Genomic DNA, 15,608 nt, shown 5'->3' on the forward strand with positions numbered 1-15,608 from the left:
CTTGTCGGGGCGTACTCAGTCGTCCTGTTCAATTCTCAGGACGGCCATCTTTCCGCCATTTCCATAAACCAGCAGGTTACCATCTTCGATCACCTGAACTGGTACGCGGATACCGTCACTATCGAACTCACGCTGGCCCTGCAGACTGCCATCGGAGGTCGACAGCACGTGCAGGTAGCCTTCAAAGTCGCCTACCACGAGGTAATCACCGGAGACAGCCGGCCGGGTCAGCTGGCGCCAGGACAGGCTATCCTGAACCCAAAGCTCTCGCCGGTTGCTGCCACGGAGCGCTACGATATCGCCATTGGCGGAGGACAGAAAGATATTGCCGTTACCAATCGCAGGCGAGTAGAAGCTAGATGCCCGGCGGCTCCAGATTTCCTGCCCGGAACGAATATCCACCAGTGCCAGCTTACCCTGATAACCGACGACCATAATGGCCGAATCCAGAACCAGCGGCTGGCCGCCGATATCCACCAGGCGTTCCAGTTCGGTACGACCCTGGGGCTGACCGACCTCATACTGCCACACTGGCTGCCCGTCCGAGGCGGTGAGTGCAATGACACGACCGTTGGCAAACGAGGAGATCACAATGTCGCCGCCCACCAACGGTGCAGCTGCGGTGCGCACGGTCAGCACCGGTACTTGAGCCTCGTATTGCCAGCGGCGTTCTCCGGTCGCTGCGTCGTGGGCAATCACACGGCCATCGGTGGTTTGTACCACCACGAGGTTACCGTTGGATTGAGGCGCAGCCAGCACCTCGGTGGGCAGAGGTACCCGCCAGGTCTCGGCACCGTCTTCCGAGGACACGGCCACCAGTTCCGCATCCCGGGTGACCATGTAAAGATGCCGGGCATCAGCGCCCGGTCCGGCGAAAAACTGTTCATCGTAGTCTTTCTGCCAGACGACCTCACCATCCGCCGGCCTGACCGTCGCAACAATCCCGTCAGCGGAAGCGGCGTAAATCACGTCGCCGGCGTAAAGAGGCGCGATCTGAAGCAGCTGATCGTCATGACCATCGCCAACAGACATACTCCATACCGTATCCAGTTCAACGGTTTCGCTGATTTCAGGCACCGGAGCAGGTTGCTCAAAAGTGTCTGTACTACTGCACCCGGAGATTCCGACCAATAGACCACAAAAAACGGAGCCAACCCCGACCTTGAGCGCGCGCCCAACGAACATCAAGCGTCCTCCCCGACACCGAGGTCTGACAGCTTCAGTTCAAGAACACCGCTACGACCCTGCTGGCTCTGCTCACGTGCCGCCAGGTACGCCTCACGCGCACCTTCCCGGTCGCCCTTGGCCAACAGAACATCGCCTCTCAGCTCGGAGAAGATGGCCGCAAAGGCATCGGCGTCTACTGCATTGTCCAGAGTGGCAAGCGCGGCATCGTGTTCGCCAGCGGCAAACTGGGCTCGGGCAAGACGGTTACGAATCACCAGCTCCAGAGCCGGATGACCCGCTGATTTCTCCAGCGCCCAGTTCAGTGATTCAACAGCGGCCGCGGGATCCTCACCTTCAACCATCTGCTGCCGTGCCAGAACCAGATTGCCATAGATGGCATAGGCGCTGTCGCCGTGTTCGTCTCGCAGTGTCTCCGCCACAAAACCTACAGTGTCGGCCGACTCATCATCTGCAGAGGAGAACGCGTTCAGCAGGTTGGCAAACTGATTAGCGGCTTCGGCGCGTTGTTGCGCCTGATGGTTCTGCCAGGCCTGCCATCCGAAGACGATGGCCAGAGCCGCACCAATACCGATGAGCAGCGAGCTTCCGTTATTTTTCCACCAGTCCTTGATTGCCTGAACCTGTTCTTCTTCGGTGCGCAACTCCGCCATGAAAACTCCTGTTATTCGTTAAAACTGCCTGTTTATATAGACTCTGCTTACAACAAACCGGCAAGCACAGCTGCCAGGTCTGCCTGAGCGATTTCCTGCTGGGGCTGATCGTCACGTAACGGTTTAAGCCCCGCCGTGGCCTGAGCGACTTCGTTTTCACCCAGAATCACCGCAAAGCGTGCGCCACTGCGGTCTGCCTTTTTCATCTGACTCTTGAAGCTGCCGCCACCGCAGTGTGAGACGACAATCCGGCCCGGCAATTCACTTCGTAGCGTTTCTGCCAACGCCATCGCCGGTGCTATTGCCTGGTCCCCCATGGCTGTAACGTAAACATCGGCTTGATTGTTCACATGTTCGGGGACCAGTTCCAGGGTTTCCAGTAACAGAATCAGTCGCTCCAGCCCCATGGCGAAGCCCACCGCTACGGTGGGTTTGCCTCCAAGTTGCTCCACCAGACCATCGTAACGGCCACCGGCACAGATCGTGCCTTGGGCACCCAGGCTGTCGGTAATCCACTCGAACACGGTTTTGCCGTAATAGTCCAGTCCGCGCACCAGGGCCGGGTTTACCGTGTAGGCAACGCCCGCCGCATCCAGCATCGCTTTCAGTTGTTCAAAATGCTGGCGCGATTCATCATCCAGATAGTCGTCCAGGCTCGGTGCGCCCTGCAAAATCTCCCGCGTGGCCGGATCCTTGCTGTCCAGTATCCGCAAAGGATTCGTGGTTAACCGGCGTTTGCTGTCATCGTCGAGCTTATCCTGATATTGCTCCAGATAGGCAACCAGGGCCTGACGGTAGACTTTCCGGGAGTCGCTGGTACCGATGGAGTTGATCTCGAGTCTGGCATGGTCGGACAACCCCAGGGCGCTCCACAGGCGCGCCGTCAGGATCAACAGCTCAGCATCAATGTCAGGGCCGGCCATACCGAAGCATTCCACACCAATCTGATGAAACTGGCGGTAACGGCCTTTCTGTGGCCGCTCATGCCGGAACATCGGACCGGTGTACCAAAGCCGCCGGGTCTGATTAAAGAGCAGCCCATGCTCTTCCGCTGCACGCACGCACCCGGCCGTACCTTCGGGCCGCAGTGTAAGGCTATCGCCGTTGCGGTCTTCGAAGGTATACATCTCTTTTTCGACGATGTCAGTGACTTCACCGATCGATCGTTTGAACAACTCGGTATGTTCGACCACTGGCATACGGATTTCCTGATAGCCGTACTGCCCGAGAACCCGTCGAACGGTGGATTCAACGTACTGCCAGACCGGTGTCTGGTCCGGGAGAATATCGTTCATCCCCCGGATTGCCTGAATCTTTGCCAAAATAATATCCTGATAGGTTTCTGAAATCGGTTCTGATCAGTCTGAGGACTTGGCGATGACTGCGCTGTCCTGGTCCTCGCGCCGTGACACTTCCTCGCGAATCAGGCGTTCAAGGTCGTCCACCAGCGTCGCGTTGTCCAGCTTCTGGTTTGGCTTTCCGGCCATATAGAACAGATTTTTCGGTGTGCCACCGGTCAGACCGATATCCGCTACTTTTGCCTCACCGGGACCATTAACAATACAGCCAATAATGGCCACATCCATGGAGGTGTTCACATCCTCTAGCCGGGCCTCCAGATCATTCATGGTCTGGATAACATCAAAGTTCTGACGGGAACAGCTTGGGCAGGCTATAAAGTTAATGCCGCGGCTGCGTAACCGAAGACTTTTGAGAATGTCGAAGCCGACTTTGATTTCCTGAACCGGGTCGGCGGCAAGGGAAACCCGAATGGTGTCCCCAATGCCATCCATCAACAGCATGCCCAGGCCAATGGAGGACTTGACCGTACCAGAGCGAAATCCACCGGCCTCAGTGATACCCAGGTGCAGCGGTTGCTCAATCTGGGAGGCGATAAGGCGGTAGGCCGCGACGGTCATGAACACTTCAGACGCTTTCAGGCTGACCTTGAAGTCCTGAAAATCGTGTTTGTCCAGGATGTCGATATGACGCATGGCCGACTCTACCAGCGCTTCCGGCGTGGGCTCGCCGTATTTGCGTTGAAGCGCTTTTTCCAGTGAACCCGCGTTTACGCCGATCCTGATCGGAATGTTGCGGTCCCGGGCAGCACTGATTACCGCACTGACCCGATCGTCCCGGCCAATGTTACCGGGATTGATGCGCAGGCAGTCCACACCAAGCTCTGCAACTCGGAGCGCTATCTTGTAGTCAAAATGGATATCGGCCACCAACGGTAACGAGACCTGCTGGCGAATCTTGCCAAAGGCCTCAGCCGCCTCCATGGACGGAACCGACACCCGTACGATATCAGCTCCGGCCTCCTGGATAGCCTTGATCTGTGTGACTGTTGCGTCTACATCGCAGGTATTGGTATTGGTCATGCTCTGCACCGCAATGGGCGCATCGCCGCCAACGGGAACATTACCTACCATGATCTGACGGGATTTACGTCTTTTGATCGGAGACTCTTGTTTCATGGGATTCAACCAGAAATCTTTGGGAAGAAAATTCTGCTCAGGGCTCGAGCGTAAACTCTGACCGATTGTTTACGACGCGAAAATTACCAAGATCCATCGGTTCGCCCTGGAATTCCAGGGACTCCACCGCGCTCATGGCGCCCACCACAACTCTGAGCGGTGGCTGTCCGCTCACGTCCAGGGCATCGCCCTCTCGGCGTAACGCACTGGCCAGTCGATTGCCCGCACCATCTGTGACCTGAATCCAGCAGTCGTCACTGAACGTCATGGCCAACCTCACGGTTTCAACCGGGGCCTCCATCACTTCAGACTCAGTCAGAGCGGGATCCGGGGATTGCGCAACAACAGGCGGCTGTTCCACCGAAGGCTGCTCTGACAGCAACTCTTCCTGGCCGAAGCTTCCACTCTCGGTCGGTTCGCTCAGAGCTTCAGTATCCGTCACAGCGCCATTCTCTGTTTCAACGTTTCCGACTGAACTGGTGCCTGAATCCATCTGTTCCGGTTCGGCCGGCTGTTCAGCCTCTTCGATAACGGAGGGCGCATCTTCCGGTCCAGCACTGGCATCGCTAACGGCCTCGCCACTCCGTGCTTCCAGAGACTCCGAGATACCGTCGGCATTACTTTGAACCGGCTCCGACACCGGTTTTACGAGATAGCTATACGCCAGAAAGCCAACTACCCCGAGGAATGCCAGCAAAACAACCAGTTTGGCAATCTGCCGCTTTCGTTTTTTCTTGCGCTCGATATCAACCAGAGGATTGGACTGGTGCTCCTGCTCCCGCTGCTGACGCAGGGGCTCAAGTTCCGAGTCGAGCGCTGCAATCAGGGCGTCTGCATTCAGTTGCACCTGGCGGGCATAGGTTCGAACATACCCTTTGAGAAACAACTCGGTATCAACCTTGCTGTAATCACCTTCCTCGATGGACTGGATTACCGAAGGGCGCAGGTGTTGCTGATCTGCAATGTCTGAAACGCTGAGCCCGAGCTTTTCCCGGGCGCGCCTTAGCTGCTGGCCAACCGAGGCCTCGGAAGCTGGCTGTGACTGCTCCTCACCGGTCATTGGCAATCAGTACCTTATATTGTTGATATTCGACAGATTCCGGATACTCGTTTCTGAGCAATAGTGCCAGGCTCGCTTCCTGATCCCTATCCTGGAAATGCCGGGCAATCCGGATACCGGTATACAGACTCTCCGGTGAATGCGTCAACCGGGTATTGCGCTGTATCATGGTCTGAAGACGGCTGTAGTATCGAGAGGCCTGAGAAAAGTTATCCTGCTCAACCAGCACCCGAGAGAGGGACAACAGGGTGCGGGCTTCGCCCCGCGTAAGCTCCACGGCACGCCGATAGGCAGCTTCGGCCGATTCCAGCGACCCAAGCCGTTCTTCTGTCAGCCCGAGGTTATAAAAAACGGCTCCCCGGTCTTTGTACTCCGTATCACGTGAGGCTATCCGGAACTGGTCCCGGGCCTCCTCAAACCGTTTGAGGCTATACAGGAAAGCACCGTAATACACTCGTCCGCGGGTATAGTCTCCATCTGAGGCAATGGCATCCCGGAAGCTTTTTTCCGCCAGGCTTTCCTCACCCTCCGCGCTCAGCACCAGGCCCCGGGCAGCAAGTGCCGGTGCGCTTCGGCTGTCGATTTCTAACGCCCGCTCCAGGTGGTCACGGGCACGATCCAGATTCCCCTGACCAATGTAGGCAGTCGCCAGTTGAACATAATTGTTGAGGGCTTTCTGTCGGTCGGCTTCACGGCTGAACCGGCTATCGGTGGTGGTGACACAGCCCGATAACATGACCCCGATAACCAGAACCACAGCGGAAACGAGTTTCACGGTAACGTCCTTTGCCATCAACAAACACCTTCTCCTGTTGTCTCCACCCGACGGTTATCAGGGGTTGACCTGTTGTACTGCGATATAACGTTGGCTTCTGCGCGTCCGGTCTTCGACCCGCCCTACCAACTGACCGCAGGCGGCATCGATATCGTCTCCGCGGGTGGTGCGGATCGTCGTGACATAACCGGCCTCGTTGAGCACGGTCTGGAACCTCCGGGTTGCGTTCATGCTTGGCCGGCGGAAATCACTTTCCGGAAACGGATTGAATGGAATCAGGTTGATCTTGCAGGGCAACCCTTTTAACAACACCACCAGCTCCCGGGCATGTTCCGGTTGATCATTCACTCCTTCAATCACCGTGTACTCAATCGTGGCTTTGCGCTTGTCCGGCAGTCGTGAAAGGTAGCGCCGGGTCGCGGCCAGCAGTTCGGCAATCGGGTATTTCTTGTTCAGGGGAACCAACTGGTTTCTCAATTCATCATTAGGTGCATGGAGTGAGATGGCCAGTGAAACATCGGTAACTTCGCCGAGACGATCCAGTGCCGGCACCACTCCGGATGTACTGAGCGTCACCCGACGCTTTGAGATGCCGTAAGCGAGATCTTCCATCATGAGATTCATGGCATCGACCACGTTCTCAAAATTAAGCAGGGGCTCGCCCATCCCCATCATCACCACGTTGGTGATAGGTCGGTCATTGGGATCGAACGGCATGAACGCCCGTCGTGCAACCCATACCTGACCAATGATCTCGGCGGCCGTCAGATTACGGTTAAAACCACGCTTGCCAGTAGAGCAGAAGGTACAGTCGAGGCTGCAACCGATTTGCGACGACACGCAAAGAGTTCCACGCTCGCCATCCGGAATCAGGACGGTTTCAACGCTGTTGCCGTTATCCATGCGCATGACCCATTTCCGGGTACCGTCTTTTGATGTCTCATCATAGACGACCTCGGGGCCACGAATCTCGGCAACTTCCTTGAGCTGTTCGCGCAGCGACTTGCTCATATTGGTCATTTGATCGAAGTCATCAACACCGCGCTGATGCATCCACTGGAGAACCTGCTGGGCACGGAAACGCTTTTCCCCCAGGGTTTCAAAAAACGCCTCCAGTTTTGCCTTGGGCATTCCCAGAAGATTGACTTTTTCGGCGGCGCCCGTCATCACATAACCTCGATCAGATAACCAATTCAGGGGCACCCTGCCGGGCACCCCTGAAACAACAACCTCAGCCGCGCGGGCAGATTTCGTTGTCGTTGAAGAAATAAGCCACTTCACGCTCAGCGGAGGCAGCAGAGTCAGAACCATGGACAGCGTTGGCGTCGATGGAGGAAGCAAAATCCGCACGAATGGTGCCAGCTTCCGCTTCTTTAGGGTTGGTAGCACCCATCAGCTCACGATTCTTCAGGATAGCACCCTCGCCTTCCAGCACCTGAACCACAACCGGGCCAGAGGTCATGAATGCAACCAGATCATTAAAGAACGGGCGCTCTTTGTGCTCGGCGTAAAAGCCCTCAGCCTGCTCCTGAGTAAGGTGCATCATCTTGGCAGCAACGATTTTCAGGTCCGCCTTCTCGAAACGGCTGTAGATTTCGCCGATCACGTTCTTGGCGACTGCGTCGGGCTTGATAATGGAGAGCGTGCGCTCGTTTGCCATGGTATTTCTCCAGTTAGTTCAGGGTTGAAAATTCAGAGGTGGGATTATACGCAGTCAGGGTGCAACTGCCTACCGCACCGAGCGAAGTCGCTCCACAACTTCAATAATCTGGGAACAGGCAAATGCAACCTCCTCTTCGGTGGTGAACCTGCCAAAGGAGAACCTGAGCGCCCGGTGAGCCAGCTCATCGCTGACGCCTATTCCTCGCAATACATAAGAAGGCTCGACCGTTGCTGAAGCGCAGGCGGAGCCCGAGGACACCGCAAGGTTGCGAAGGCCGAGCATCAACGACTCGGCTTCAACACCCTCAAACGACAGATTGACAATACCCGGCACACGATGTTCCCGACTGCCATTAAAGTGAACTCCGTCAAGCCCCTCAAGCCCGTCCAGGAACGCCGCGCGCATCTGTTCCAGTTTACTTATTTCGGCATCAAGCCCGGTACGTGCCAGCTCGAAGGCCCGCCCCATGCCCACGATCTGATGCGTCGCCAATGTGCCCGATCGCATGCCGCGCTCATGTCCACCGCCATGCATCTGTGCTGCAATGCGAACCTCCGGCGCTCGCCGGACATACAGCGCCCCTACGCCTTTCGGGCCATAAACCTTGTGAGCCGAAAGAGAGAGCAAATCCACCTCAAGATCCGCAACATCCACTGGCAGCTTGCCGGCGGCCTGGGCGGCATCAACATGAAACAGCACGCCACGCTTTCTCAAGCACCGGCCGATTGCGCGGATGTCGGTCAGCGACCCAAGCTCATTGTTGACCATCATCAGGCTGACCAGGGCCGTATTATCCCGAAGGGCGGATTCGACAGCCTCAACGGACACCCTGCCATCAACTCCCGGCTCCAGCCAGGTAACCTCAATGCCCTGCTGCTCCAGCCACTTACAGGTATCAATGACAGCCTTGTGCTCAATGCGGGATGTCACGATATGGGGATTATCGCGTAGCTCCGCCACACCCTTGATGGCAAGATTGTCAGATTCCGTGGCTCCGGAAGTCCAGACAATCTCCCGGGGGTCTGCGTGGATCAGATCCGCCACCTGTCGACGAGCATTTTCAACGGCGGCTTCGGCCTGCCAGCCATAACCATGAGAACGGGAAGCCGGATTGCCAAACACCCCATCCAGGGTCAGGTACTTCATCATGTCTTCAGCAACGGCGGGATCAACGGGCGTCGTCGCCGCATAGTCCAGATAGACGGGCTTTTTCATAGGCAAAAGAGGTCGGGTTATCAGGCCGTGGCCTGGTCAGTCAGTCTTTGGGTATTGATAGCGTCGGCACTTTCATCAGACTGCTTGCGGTTCTGACGATCAGCCACTTGCCGGATTTCGTGTTTGCGCATCAGATCCCCGAGACTGATTTCACTCAGGAATTGATGAATCTGGTCACTGAGATCAGACCAGAGATGGTGGGTAAGGCATTTCTCGCCGTTCTGGCAGTCACCTTTGTTACCGCAACGCGTAGTATCAAGGGACTCACTCACAGCGTCGACCACTTCGGCCACGAAAACCTCATCTGCGGAGCGGCTCAGGCGATAACCGCCACCGGGGCCACGCACACTTACCACCAATTTCTGCCTGCGCAGTCGAGAGAACAGCTGCTCCAGGTAAGAAAGGGAAATTTCCTGTCGGGCTGAAATATCCGCCAGACTCACCGGCCCCTGCCCTGCATGCAGCGCAAGATCCAGCATTGCCGTAACGGCATAGCGGCCTTTCGTGGTCAGTTTCATAACCTCAGCCCCAATGATGGGATTGAATCTCGATTCACTGGAGCGAGTATGAATTGACCAACTAAAACAGTCAAGTATTCAGCCACGCTCCCGCTCATCAGACTCATCGCGAACGCAGTCGAAATCCTCATCATGCAAGGGAGGCAGCTCGCCATTCTGATACTCGGCGTTCACCTTGCGAAGCGCCTTGCACATATTCTCAATCCGATCATCCACCGCATGCATGTGGTCCAGCAATGCCCTGACCGATCTAGCGACCGGGTCCGGCATTTCCTCGGTTACGCCGTAGGCGTCGAAACCCATACGCTCCTCCATCTCCTTGCGGCGCACGTCGTCTTCACCTTTGCGTTTGACGATGACCCTGCCCGGTATGCCTACCACGGTTGCCCCAGGCGGAACCGCCTTGGTCACCACAGAGTTGGAGCCGATCTTCGCACCCTCACCCACCTCAAATGGCCCGAGAATCTTTGCGCCGGCACCCACTACCACACCATTACCGATCGTTGGATGCCGCTTGCCCTTGTTCCAGCTGGTGCCGCCAAGGGTCACACCCTGGTATAGCGTGACATCGTCTCCAATCACCGTGGTTTCACCAATCACCACACCCATGCCATGATCAATAAAGAAGCGGCGACCAATGGTTGCGCCAGGATGAATCTCGATACCGGTAAACCATCTCGCCAGCGTAGAAATCGTCCGCGCCAGCCACTTCAGCCCCATGCTCCACAGCCAGTGGGAGAAGCGATGAAACAACAGCGCGTGCAATCCCGGGTAGTTGGTCAACACCTCAAAGGTGTTCCTCGCCGCCGGATCCCGGTGAAATACGCTTTTTACATCTTCCCGTAAACGCTCAAACATGACGTTATTCCTGCCCCTCATCCACGGCACCAGCCGCTGTCGTGTTCCTGCCCAACCCTTCGCGGGCACCGGCGGCCTTCTGAACCGATGTCAGAATACCCCGGAGAATATTGATTTCCATCTGGTCCAGCTTTGCCCGCTGAAACAACCGGCGCAACCGTGTCATCAACTGCCTGGGGTTCTCCCGGCGATGAAAATCCACATCCTGCAATACCTGCTCGAGATGACCGAAAAATCCTTCAACATCATTCACCGTCGCGGGCGGCACATCCCATCCGCGGTCCCCGGGTTCGACCATGGACTCAAGGTAGGGACTGCTTTCCACCTCTTCAAGCCCACGAAGATAATGCATCCTCAATTCATAACAAACCACCTGCACCGCCATTGCCAGATTCAGTGAGCTGTAGTCCGGGTTCGAGGGAATATGGATGTGATAATGGCAGCGCTGAAGCTCTTCATTGGACAACCCATTGCTCTCACGCCCGAACACCAGGGCGACTGGACCACGAGCACTGTTTTCCGCCGCGGTGACGGCAGCCTGGGGCGGGGAAATAACGGGCCAGGGGACCTTCCGCCCGCGTGCGCTGGTACCCATTACCAGGACACAGTCTGACAACGCCTCATCAAGACTGGAAACTACCTGAGCCCGATCCAGCACATCCGACGCCGATGAAGCCCGGGCATAGGAGGCTTCGTCCGGAAACGACTTTGGGTTCACCAGCCAAAGATTTCCAAGCCCCATGTTTTTCATGGCGCGGGCGACGGCGCCGATATTGCCCGAGTGGGTAGTTTCCACCAGGACGATGCGAACCTGATCATGGTAGGTATCAGTGCTTTCCACCGGCAGCGCGGGCTTGTTCATGGTCATCGGGCCTGTTACTTCAAGAAAAGTGATAAAAGAGCGGCATGATACCAGAATTACCGGCCAACCTGCTCTCCGGAAATGCCGCAACCCCGTGGTATCCGTGCTTTTGCTAAGCCAAAAAACGTACAAGGCGGGGCAGTTTTTGCTATCATGGCCGGCCTTCACACACCCGGATAATGAACACTCAGATGCAACCAGCAATTAAAATGGCCCTGCGCGTTGCCCGCCAGGGATCTGACTACCTGAAAGCCCATTTCGAGCGCCAGGAGCCTAACGGTAAGGATGAGTCCGAACGCCATCGGCAACTGGAGCGAGTGGAGCAGTCCATTTACGACAACTTCACCGAACAACTGGAAAAGGCCTACAAGGATCATGTGATCGCACCTCTGGGCGAGTCCGACGCCGGCAACCACGAAAAAAGCTGGCACATATTCCCGGTTCTCGGCCGCGACAATTTTGTGCGAGGCATTCCCGAATTTGTACTTGCCCTGGCCCAGAAAAAGAACAATCGCACAGAAAACCTGCTGCTGGTTAACCCGATTACCGGCGAAGAGTACTCTGCGAGCCGAGGCCACGGCGCTGTTCTGAACAGCCGCCGCGTGCGCACATCCGAAATAAAAGTGCCCGCCAAGGCAGCACTGGCCACCAACCTCCTCGACCAGGCCCGCCAGGGCGATGACCCGATGATCTGGGGCGAGATGGCAGCCGTCCTGGCTCGCGACACCGCCATGTTCCGCACCTCGGGCTGCGTCACACTGGATATCGCGCGAGTGTCTGCTGGCCTGCTGGATGCGGCCGTGATCTTCCGACCACAGGCAGCAGATTTTGATCTGGGCGTAACACTGGCCATGGAGTCTGGCGCCCTGACCGGCGACTTCTCCGGCAACCCCGCCGTTGGCGCAGCCAAGCAACTGGTCGTCGCCAATCCAAAGCTGTTCCGGGAACTGCTCAAAACGCTGCACCCCTTCCGGGGTCGACTGCCGCGTTAAGAAAAGCCGAACCGCAAAAAAACCGCCACTCCTCACGGATGGCGGTTTTTTTTGTGGCCTGGAAAAGACCCGGAGCTTACATCCGGTTCAACCACTCCGGCGGCTGCTCCTCTTCTTCCTCACCGGTACCCTCTTTCGCGGGGACCATCAGATCTTCGCGGGTCACGCCCATCACCATCAACATATTCGCGGACACGTAGATGGACGAATAGGTACCGACAACGACACCGATAATCAGGGCAAGCGCGAAGTTATTGATCGCTTCGCCACCGAGGAAATACAGCGCCAGCAACACAACCAGGGTAGTACCGGAAGTGTTAATGGTTCGAGTAATGGTCTCGTGGATAGACTGGTTGATGATGTTCCAAGGCTCACCCACGCGCATCTTACGGAAGTTCTCCCGTATACGGTCAGCCACAACAATGGTGTCGTTCAGGGAATACCCGATAACCGCCAGCAACGCCGCCAGCACTGTCAGATCGAAGGTCCACTGAAACAGCGCGAACACGCCCAGCACAATGATCACGTCGTGCGCCAGAGGAATCACCGAGGCGATACCAAACTTGAACTGAAAGCGCATACCCACGTAAATCAGAACCACCGCAAGCGCGATCAGCAGCCCCAGGCCGCTGTCCTCTTTCAGCTCTTCGCCCACCTGCGACCCGACAAACTCAGAACTGACCAACTCAAGGTCTGCACCGTCCGCCGCCAGCACGCCGGCCACTTCAAGCGCCAGTTCGTCATTCCCGGCTTCTGCCATCCGAATCAGTACCGTGGTATCGGCCCCGAAATTCTGAACCGCAAACTGCTCATACCCCGCCTCGGTAAGGGTGTTTCTGATTCCGTCCAGGCTAGGAGCTTCAGCGTATTCGAGCTCCACCGAGGTTCCCCCGGTAAAGTCCATACCCAGATTCAGGCCACGCACCCCCAACAGCGCAATGGAGGCCACCACCAAAACAATAGAAAGTACGGAAGCTATCTTCCGCAAGCCCATGAAATCAAACGGCTGCTTTTCCATATCAGGCATTTTCAAGCTTCCCCCCGATGGACAATTTCTCGACCCTGCGACCGCCATAAACCAGATTCACTATGCCGCGGCTCACCATCAGGCCCGAGAACATGGAAGTCAGAATACCGATGCACAGGGTAACCGCGAAGCCCTTCACCGGTCCGGAGCCCATGGCAAACAGAATGACGGCAACCAGAAGGGTTGTAATATTGGCATCGAAAATCGACACAAAGGCGCGACCATAACCGGCATTAATGGCGCTTTGTGGCGGCACCCCCGCCTTCAGTTCTTCCTTGATACGCTCAAAGATCAGAACGTTCGCATCAACGGCCATACCCACCGTCAGAACGATACCCGCGATACCCGGCAAGGTCAGCGTGGCAGATAGGATTGACATGCATGCAACCAGCAACATCAGGTTCAGCGTTAGCGCAACATTGGCCACCAACCCGAAGCCGCGATAGAACACCAGCATGTACAGCAAGACCAGTCCGAAGCCGAGCATCACCGACATCATACCGGCGTCGATATTCTTCTGGCCCAAGCTTGGCCCAATGGTGCGCTCCTGCACAAAGTACATGGGCGCAGCCAGAGCACCGGCCCTCAGCAGCAGTGCGAGCTCAGCCGCTTCGGGGATGGAATCCAGACCAGTAATCCGGAAGCTGCTCCCCAGCGCTGACTGCACTGTCGCCAGGCTGATAATGCCTTTTTCCACGACCCGGTTTTCAGTTTCAACGATTTCTCCGTTAACTTCCCGGGTCTCGGTTTCGGTGCGGTATTCAATGAACAACACTGCCATACGGCGGCCGATGCTATTGCGTGTCGCCCGATTCATCAGGTCACCACCAACGGAGTCCATGGTGATATTGACCTGCGGCTGGCCATTCTCATCGAACGCCTGCTGGGCATTGGCAACGTTGTTACCAGTGGCAATCACATCCCGCTCAAGACGAGCGGTACGCTGTGGATTATCCCGGAAAGGAAACTGTTCGGTCTCGGCGGACGGCGCATCCTGCCGAGCTTCCATCCGGAATTCCAGGTTAGCCGTCGCGCCAAGTACACGCTTGGCCTGAGCGGTATCCTGCACACCTGGCAGTTCTACAATAATGCGGTCTGCCCCCTGACGCTGAACCAGCGGCTCGGCCACGCCAAGTTCATTCACCCGGTTGCGGATGGTGGTCAGGTTCTGTTCAAGAGCGTATTCCTGGATGTTCCGAACTTCCGCTTCGGACAACGTCAGCGTCAGCAGAAACTCTTCACCTTCTGTTGTCTCATCCAACAGGAATTCGTTGTACTGATCGCGAACCAGCTCAAACGCCTCGCTACGTGCAGCTTCGTCACGGAAGCTCAGTACAATGCGGGCCTGATCCTCAATGTCGCCACCGCGGTAGCGGATGCGCTCTTCCCTCAGCTCTCGCTTGATCTGACCAGACAACGCTTCCAGACGCTGGTTCAAAGCCGTTTCCATATCCACCTCCAACAGGAAGTGAACACCACCACGTAAATCCAGCCCCAGTTTCATTGGGCCTGCTCCAAGGCTACGCAGCCAGCCTGGCGTTGACGGCGCCATATTCAGGGCCACCAGGTATTCGTTGCCAAGAGCCGCCTGAACAGCGGGGCGCGCCCGCAGCTGGTCATCGGAGCTGGTGAGGCGGATCAGCGCGTCACGCTCTTCCAACAGGCTTGATTTTACTTCGATACCTTCCTGCTCAAGCTTGGCAAGGGCGCGATCAAGCACTCGCTGCTCAACTTCAGTGCTGCCACGGGCGCCGGTGATCTGGATAGCGTAATCGTCAGGGAAAAAGTTCGGTAAGGCGTAGATAAAACCAATCACCAGTGCAAACACGATGACCAGGTTTTTCCAGAGAGGATACTTGTTCAGCATGAGAATCCTTCGAGCCGGCAGACGTGCCGGTCTTGGTGTTTCAGCCAGTCAGAAAATGAACAGGCGCATCTTGGATGCGCCTGGAAACCAGCTCAGATGTCCTTGAGAGTGCCTTTCGGCAGAGCCGCAGCAACGGCAACTTTCTGAACCTTCATTTCAACGTTATCTGCAACTTCCAGAACAATGAAGTCGTCGGTTACTTTGGTAATCTTGCCAGCGACGCCACCAGAGGTAACCACTTCATCACCCTTGTTAAGGCCGGACATCAGCGCCTTGTGCTCTTTTGCACGCTTGGACTGCGGACGCCAGATCAGGAAATAGAAAATCAGGATGAAGCCGGCGAAGAAGATGATCTGACCCATCACGCTCATTCCCTGAGCGCCCGCTTCCTGAGCCGAGGCCAGAGCAGGCATCAGAGACAGCAGGCCAGCGATGAGCAATTTGACTGATTTCATT

Annotated in this window: 16 protein-coding genes; 1 reads left to right on the forward strand and 15 read right to left on the reverse strand. The window is 56.5% G+C overall.

All coding sequences use genetic code 11. The annotated features are described in order from the left end of the window. Positions 1–15: 15 nt before the first annotated feature. From bamB to trmJ, 12 genes are all read right to left on the reverse strand, one after another. The gene (gene bamB, locus Q675_RS26770; protein ID WP_031211272.1) at positions 16–1,185 is read right to left on the reverse strand and encodes an outer membrane protein assembly factor BamB; all 1,170 of its coding nucleotides are present in this window, start codon (positions 1,183–1,185) and stop codon (positions 16–18) included. Further along, positions 1,185–1,838 carry a YfgM family protein gene (locus tag Q675_RS26775; protein ID WP_023011058.1) on the reverse strand — a complete coding sequence of 218 codons (654 nt, stop codon included), beginning with the start codon at positions 1,836–1,838 and terminating at the stop codon, positions 1,185–1,187. The genes bamB and Q675_RS26775 overlap by 1 nt, the downstream gene beginning before the upstream one ends. A 47-nt stretch (positions 1,839–1,885) precedes the next feature. Next, entirely contained in the window at positions 1,886–3,163 is a 1,278-nt protein-coding gene (hisS, locus tag Q675_RS26780) for a histidine--tRNA ligase (RefSeq protein ID WP_200861836.1), read from the reverse strand. Positions 3,164–3,196: 33 nt separating this feature from the next. Further along, positions 3,197–4,315, reverse strand: coding sequence for a flavodoxin-dependent (E)-4-hydroxy-3-methylbut-2-enyl-diphosphate synthase (ispG, locus tag Q675_RS26785; protein WP_011784636.1), 1,119 nt, complete (start codon positions 4,313–4,315; stop codon positions 3,197–3,199). 37 nt (positions 4,316–4,352) lie between these two features. Continuing rightward, positions 4,353–5,375 carry a RodZ domain-containing protein gene (locus Q675_RS26790; RefSeq protein ID WP_023011060.1) on the reverse strand — a complete coding sequence of 341 codons (1,023 nt, stop codon included), beginning with the start codon at positions 5,373–5,375 and terminating at the stop codon, positions 4,353–4,355. Next, positions 5,365–6,168, reverse strand: a complete 804-nt coding sequence (pilW, locus tag Q675_RS26795; protein WP_023011061.1) for a type IV pilus biogenesis/stability protein PilW — start codon at positions 6,166–6,168, stop codon at positions 5,365–5,367. The genes Q675_RS26790 and pilW overlap by 11 nt, the downstream gene beginning before the upstream one ends. A gap of 39 nt (positions 6,169–6,207) precedes the next feature. Continuing rightward, positions 6,208–7,317, reverse strand: a complete 1,110-nt coding sequence (gene rlmN / locus Q675_RS26800; RefSeq protein ID WP_011784633.1) for a 23S rRNA (adenine(2503)-C(2))-methyltransferase RlmN — start codon at positions 7,315–7,317, stop codon at positions 6,208–6,210. A gap of 64 nt (positions 7,318–7,381) precedes the next feature. Continuing rightward, positions 7,382–7,810, reverse strand: coding sequence for a nucleoside-diphosphate kinase (gene ndk / locus Q675_RS26805; protein ID WP_011784632.1), 429 nt, complete (start codon positions 7,808–7,810; stop codon positions 7,382–7,384). Positions 7,811–7,879: 69 nt separating this feature from the next. Further along, positions 7,880–9,028 (reverse strand): IscS subfamily cysteine desulfurase, encoded by a 1,149-nt coding sequence (locus Q675_RS26810; protein ID WP_022992492.1) that lies wholly within the window; start codon positions 9,026–9,028, stop codon positions 7,880–7,882. A 20-nt stretch (positions 9,029–9,048) separates the two neighbouring features. Continuing rightward, positions 9,049–9,546, reverse strand: coding sequence for a Fe-S cluster assembly transcriptional regulator IscR (gene iscR / locus Q675_RS26815; protein WP_011784630.1), 498 nt, complete (start codon positions 9,544–9,546; stop codon positions 9,049–9,051). Positions 9,547–9,624: 78 nt separating this feature from the next. Next, entirely contained in the window at positions 9,625–10,404 is a 780-nt protein-coding gene (gene cysE, locus Q675_RS26820; RefSeq protein ID WP_014421741.1) for a serine O-acetyltransferase, read from the reverse strand. Positions 10,405–10,408: 4 nt separating this feature from the next. Beyond that, positions 10,409–11,266, reverse strand: a complete 858-nt coding sequence (gene trmJ / locus Q675_RS26825) for a tRNA (cytosine(32)/uridine(32)-2'-O)-methyltransferase TrmJ (RefSeq protein WP_051995610.1) — start codon at positions 11,264–11,266, stop codon at positions 10,409–10,411. Positions 11,267–11,457: 191 nt separating this feature from the next. Between trmJ and Q675_RS26830 the strand changes: the two genes are divergently transcribed. Continuing rightward, positions 11,458–12,258 carry an inositol monophosphatase family protein gene (locus Q675_RS26830; RefSeq protein WP_023011062.1) on the forward strand — a complete coding sequence of 267 codons (801 nt, stop codon included), beginning with the start codon at positions 11,458–11,460 and terminating at the stop codon, positions 12,256–12,258. Positions 12,259–12,334: 76 nt separating this feature from the next. On the opposite strand, the gene secF is transcribed toward Q675_RS26830, so the two are convergent. The 3 genes from secF to yajC all read right to left on the reverse strand — a co-directional run bounded on the left by secF (position 12,335) and on the right by yajC (position 15,607). Next, complete coding sequence (gene secF / locus Q675_RS26835) at positions 12,335–13,285, reverse strand: protein translocase subunit SecF (protein WP_023011063.1); 951 nt, start codon at positions 13,283–13,285, stop codon at positions 12,335–12,337. Beyond that, complete coding sequence (secD, locus tag Q675_RS26840; protein ID WP_014421744.1) at positions 13,278–15,152, reverse strand: protein translocase subunit SecD; 1,875 nt, start codon at positions 15,150–15,152, stop codon at positions 13,278–13,280. Before secD ends, secF begins: the two co-directional genes overlap by 8 nt. A 92-nt stretch (positions 15,153–15,244) precedes the next feature. Further along, the gene (yajC, locus tag Q675_RS26845) at positions 15,245–15,607 is read right to left on the reverse strand and encodes a preprotein translocase subunit YajC (RefSeq protein ID WP_011784624.1); all 363 of its coding nucleotides are present in this window, start codon (positions 15,605–15,607) and stop codon (positions 15,245–15,247) included. Position 15,608: the final 1 nt, after the last annotated feature.

The sequence above is a fragment of the Marinobacter sp. EN3 genome (assembly GCF_000475315.1).
In the GTDB taxonomy this organism is placed as follows: Bacteria; Pseudomonadota; Gammaproteobacteria; order Pseudomonadales; family Oleiphilaceae; genus Marinobacter; species Marinobacter nauticus.

Coding starts and splice junctions, on each gene's coding strand:
- bamB (WP_031211272.1), bottom strand. CDS start 1,185: ATGTTCGTTGGGCGCGCGCTCAAGGTCGGGGTTGGCTCCGTTTTTTGT.
- Q675_RS26775 (WP_023011058.1), bottom strand. CDS start 1,838: ATGGCGGAGTTGCGCACCGAAGAAGAACAGGTTCAGGCAATCAAGGAC.
- ispG (WP_011784636.1), bottom strand. CDS start 4,315: ATGAAACAAGAGTCTCCGATCAAAAGACGTAAATCCCGTCAGATCATG.
- Q675_RS26790 (WP_023011060.1), bottom strand. CDS start 5,375: ATGACCGGTGAGGAGCAGTCACAGCCAGCTTCCGAGGCCTCGGTTGGC.
- pilW (WP_023011061.1), bottom strand. CDS start 6,168: ATGGCAAAGGACGTTACCGTGAAACTCGTTTCCGCTGTGGTTCTGGTT.
- rlmN (WP_011784633.1), bottom strand. CDS start 7,317: ATGACGGGCGCCGCCGAAAAAGTCAATCTTCTGGGAATGCCCAAGGCA.
- ndk (WP_011784632.1), bottom strand. CDS start 7,810: ATGGCAAACGAGCGCACGCTCTCCATTATCAAGCCCGACGCAGTCGCC.
- Q675_RS26810 (WP_022992492.1), bottom strand. CDS start 9,028: ATGAAAAAGCCCGTCTATCTGGACTATGCGGCGACGACGCCCGTTGAT.
- iscR (WP_011784630.1), bottom strand. CDS start 9,546: ATGAAACTGACCACGAAAGGCCGCTATGCCGTTACGGCAATGCTGGAT.
- cysE (WP_014421741.1), bottom strand. CDS start 10,404: ATGTTTGAGCGTTTACGGGAAGATGTAAAAAGCGTATTTCACCGGGAT.
- trmJ (WP_051995610.1), bottom strand. CDS start 11,266: ATGAACAAGCCCGCGCTGCCGGTGGAAAGCACTGATACCTACCATGAT.
- Q675_RS26830 (WP_023011062.1), top strand. CDS start 11,458: ATGCAACCAGCAATTAAAATGGCCCTGCGCGTTGCCCGCCAGGGATCT.
- secF (WP_023011063.1), bottom strand. CDS start 13,285: ATGCCTGATATGGAAAAGCAGCCGTTTGATTTCATGGGCTTGCGGAAG.
- secD (WP_014421744.1), bottom strand. CDS start 15,152: ATGCTGAACAAGTATCCTCTCTGGAAAAACCTGGTCATCGTGTTTGCA.
- yajC (WP_011784624.1), bottom strand. CDS start 15,607: ATGAAATCAGTCAAATTGCTCATCGCTGGCCTGCTGTCTCTGATGCCT.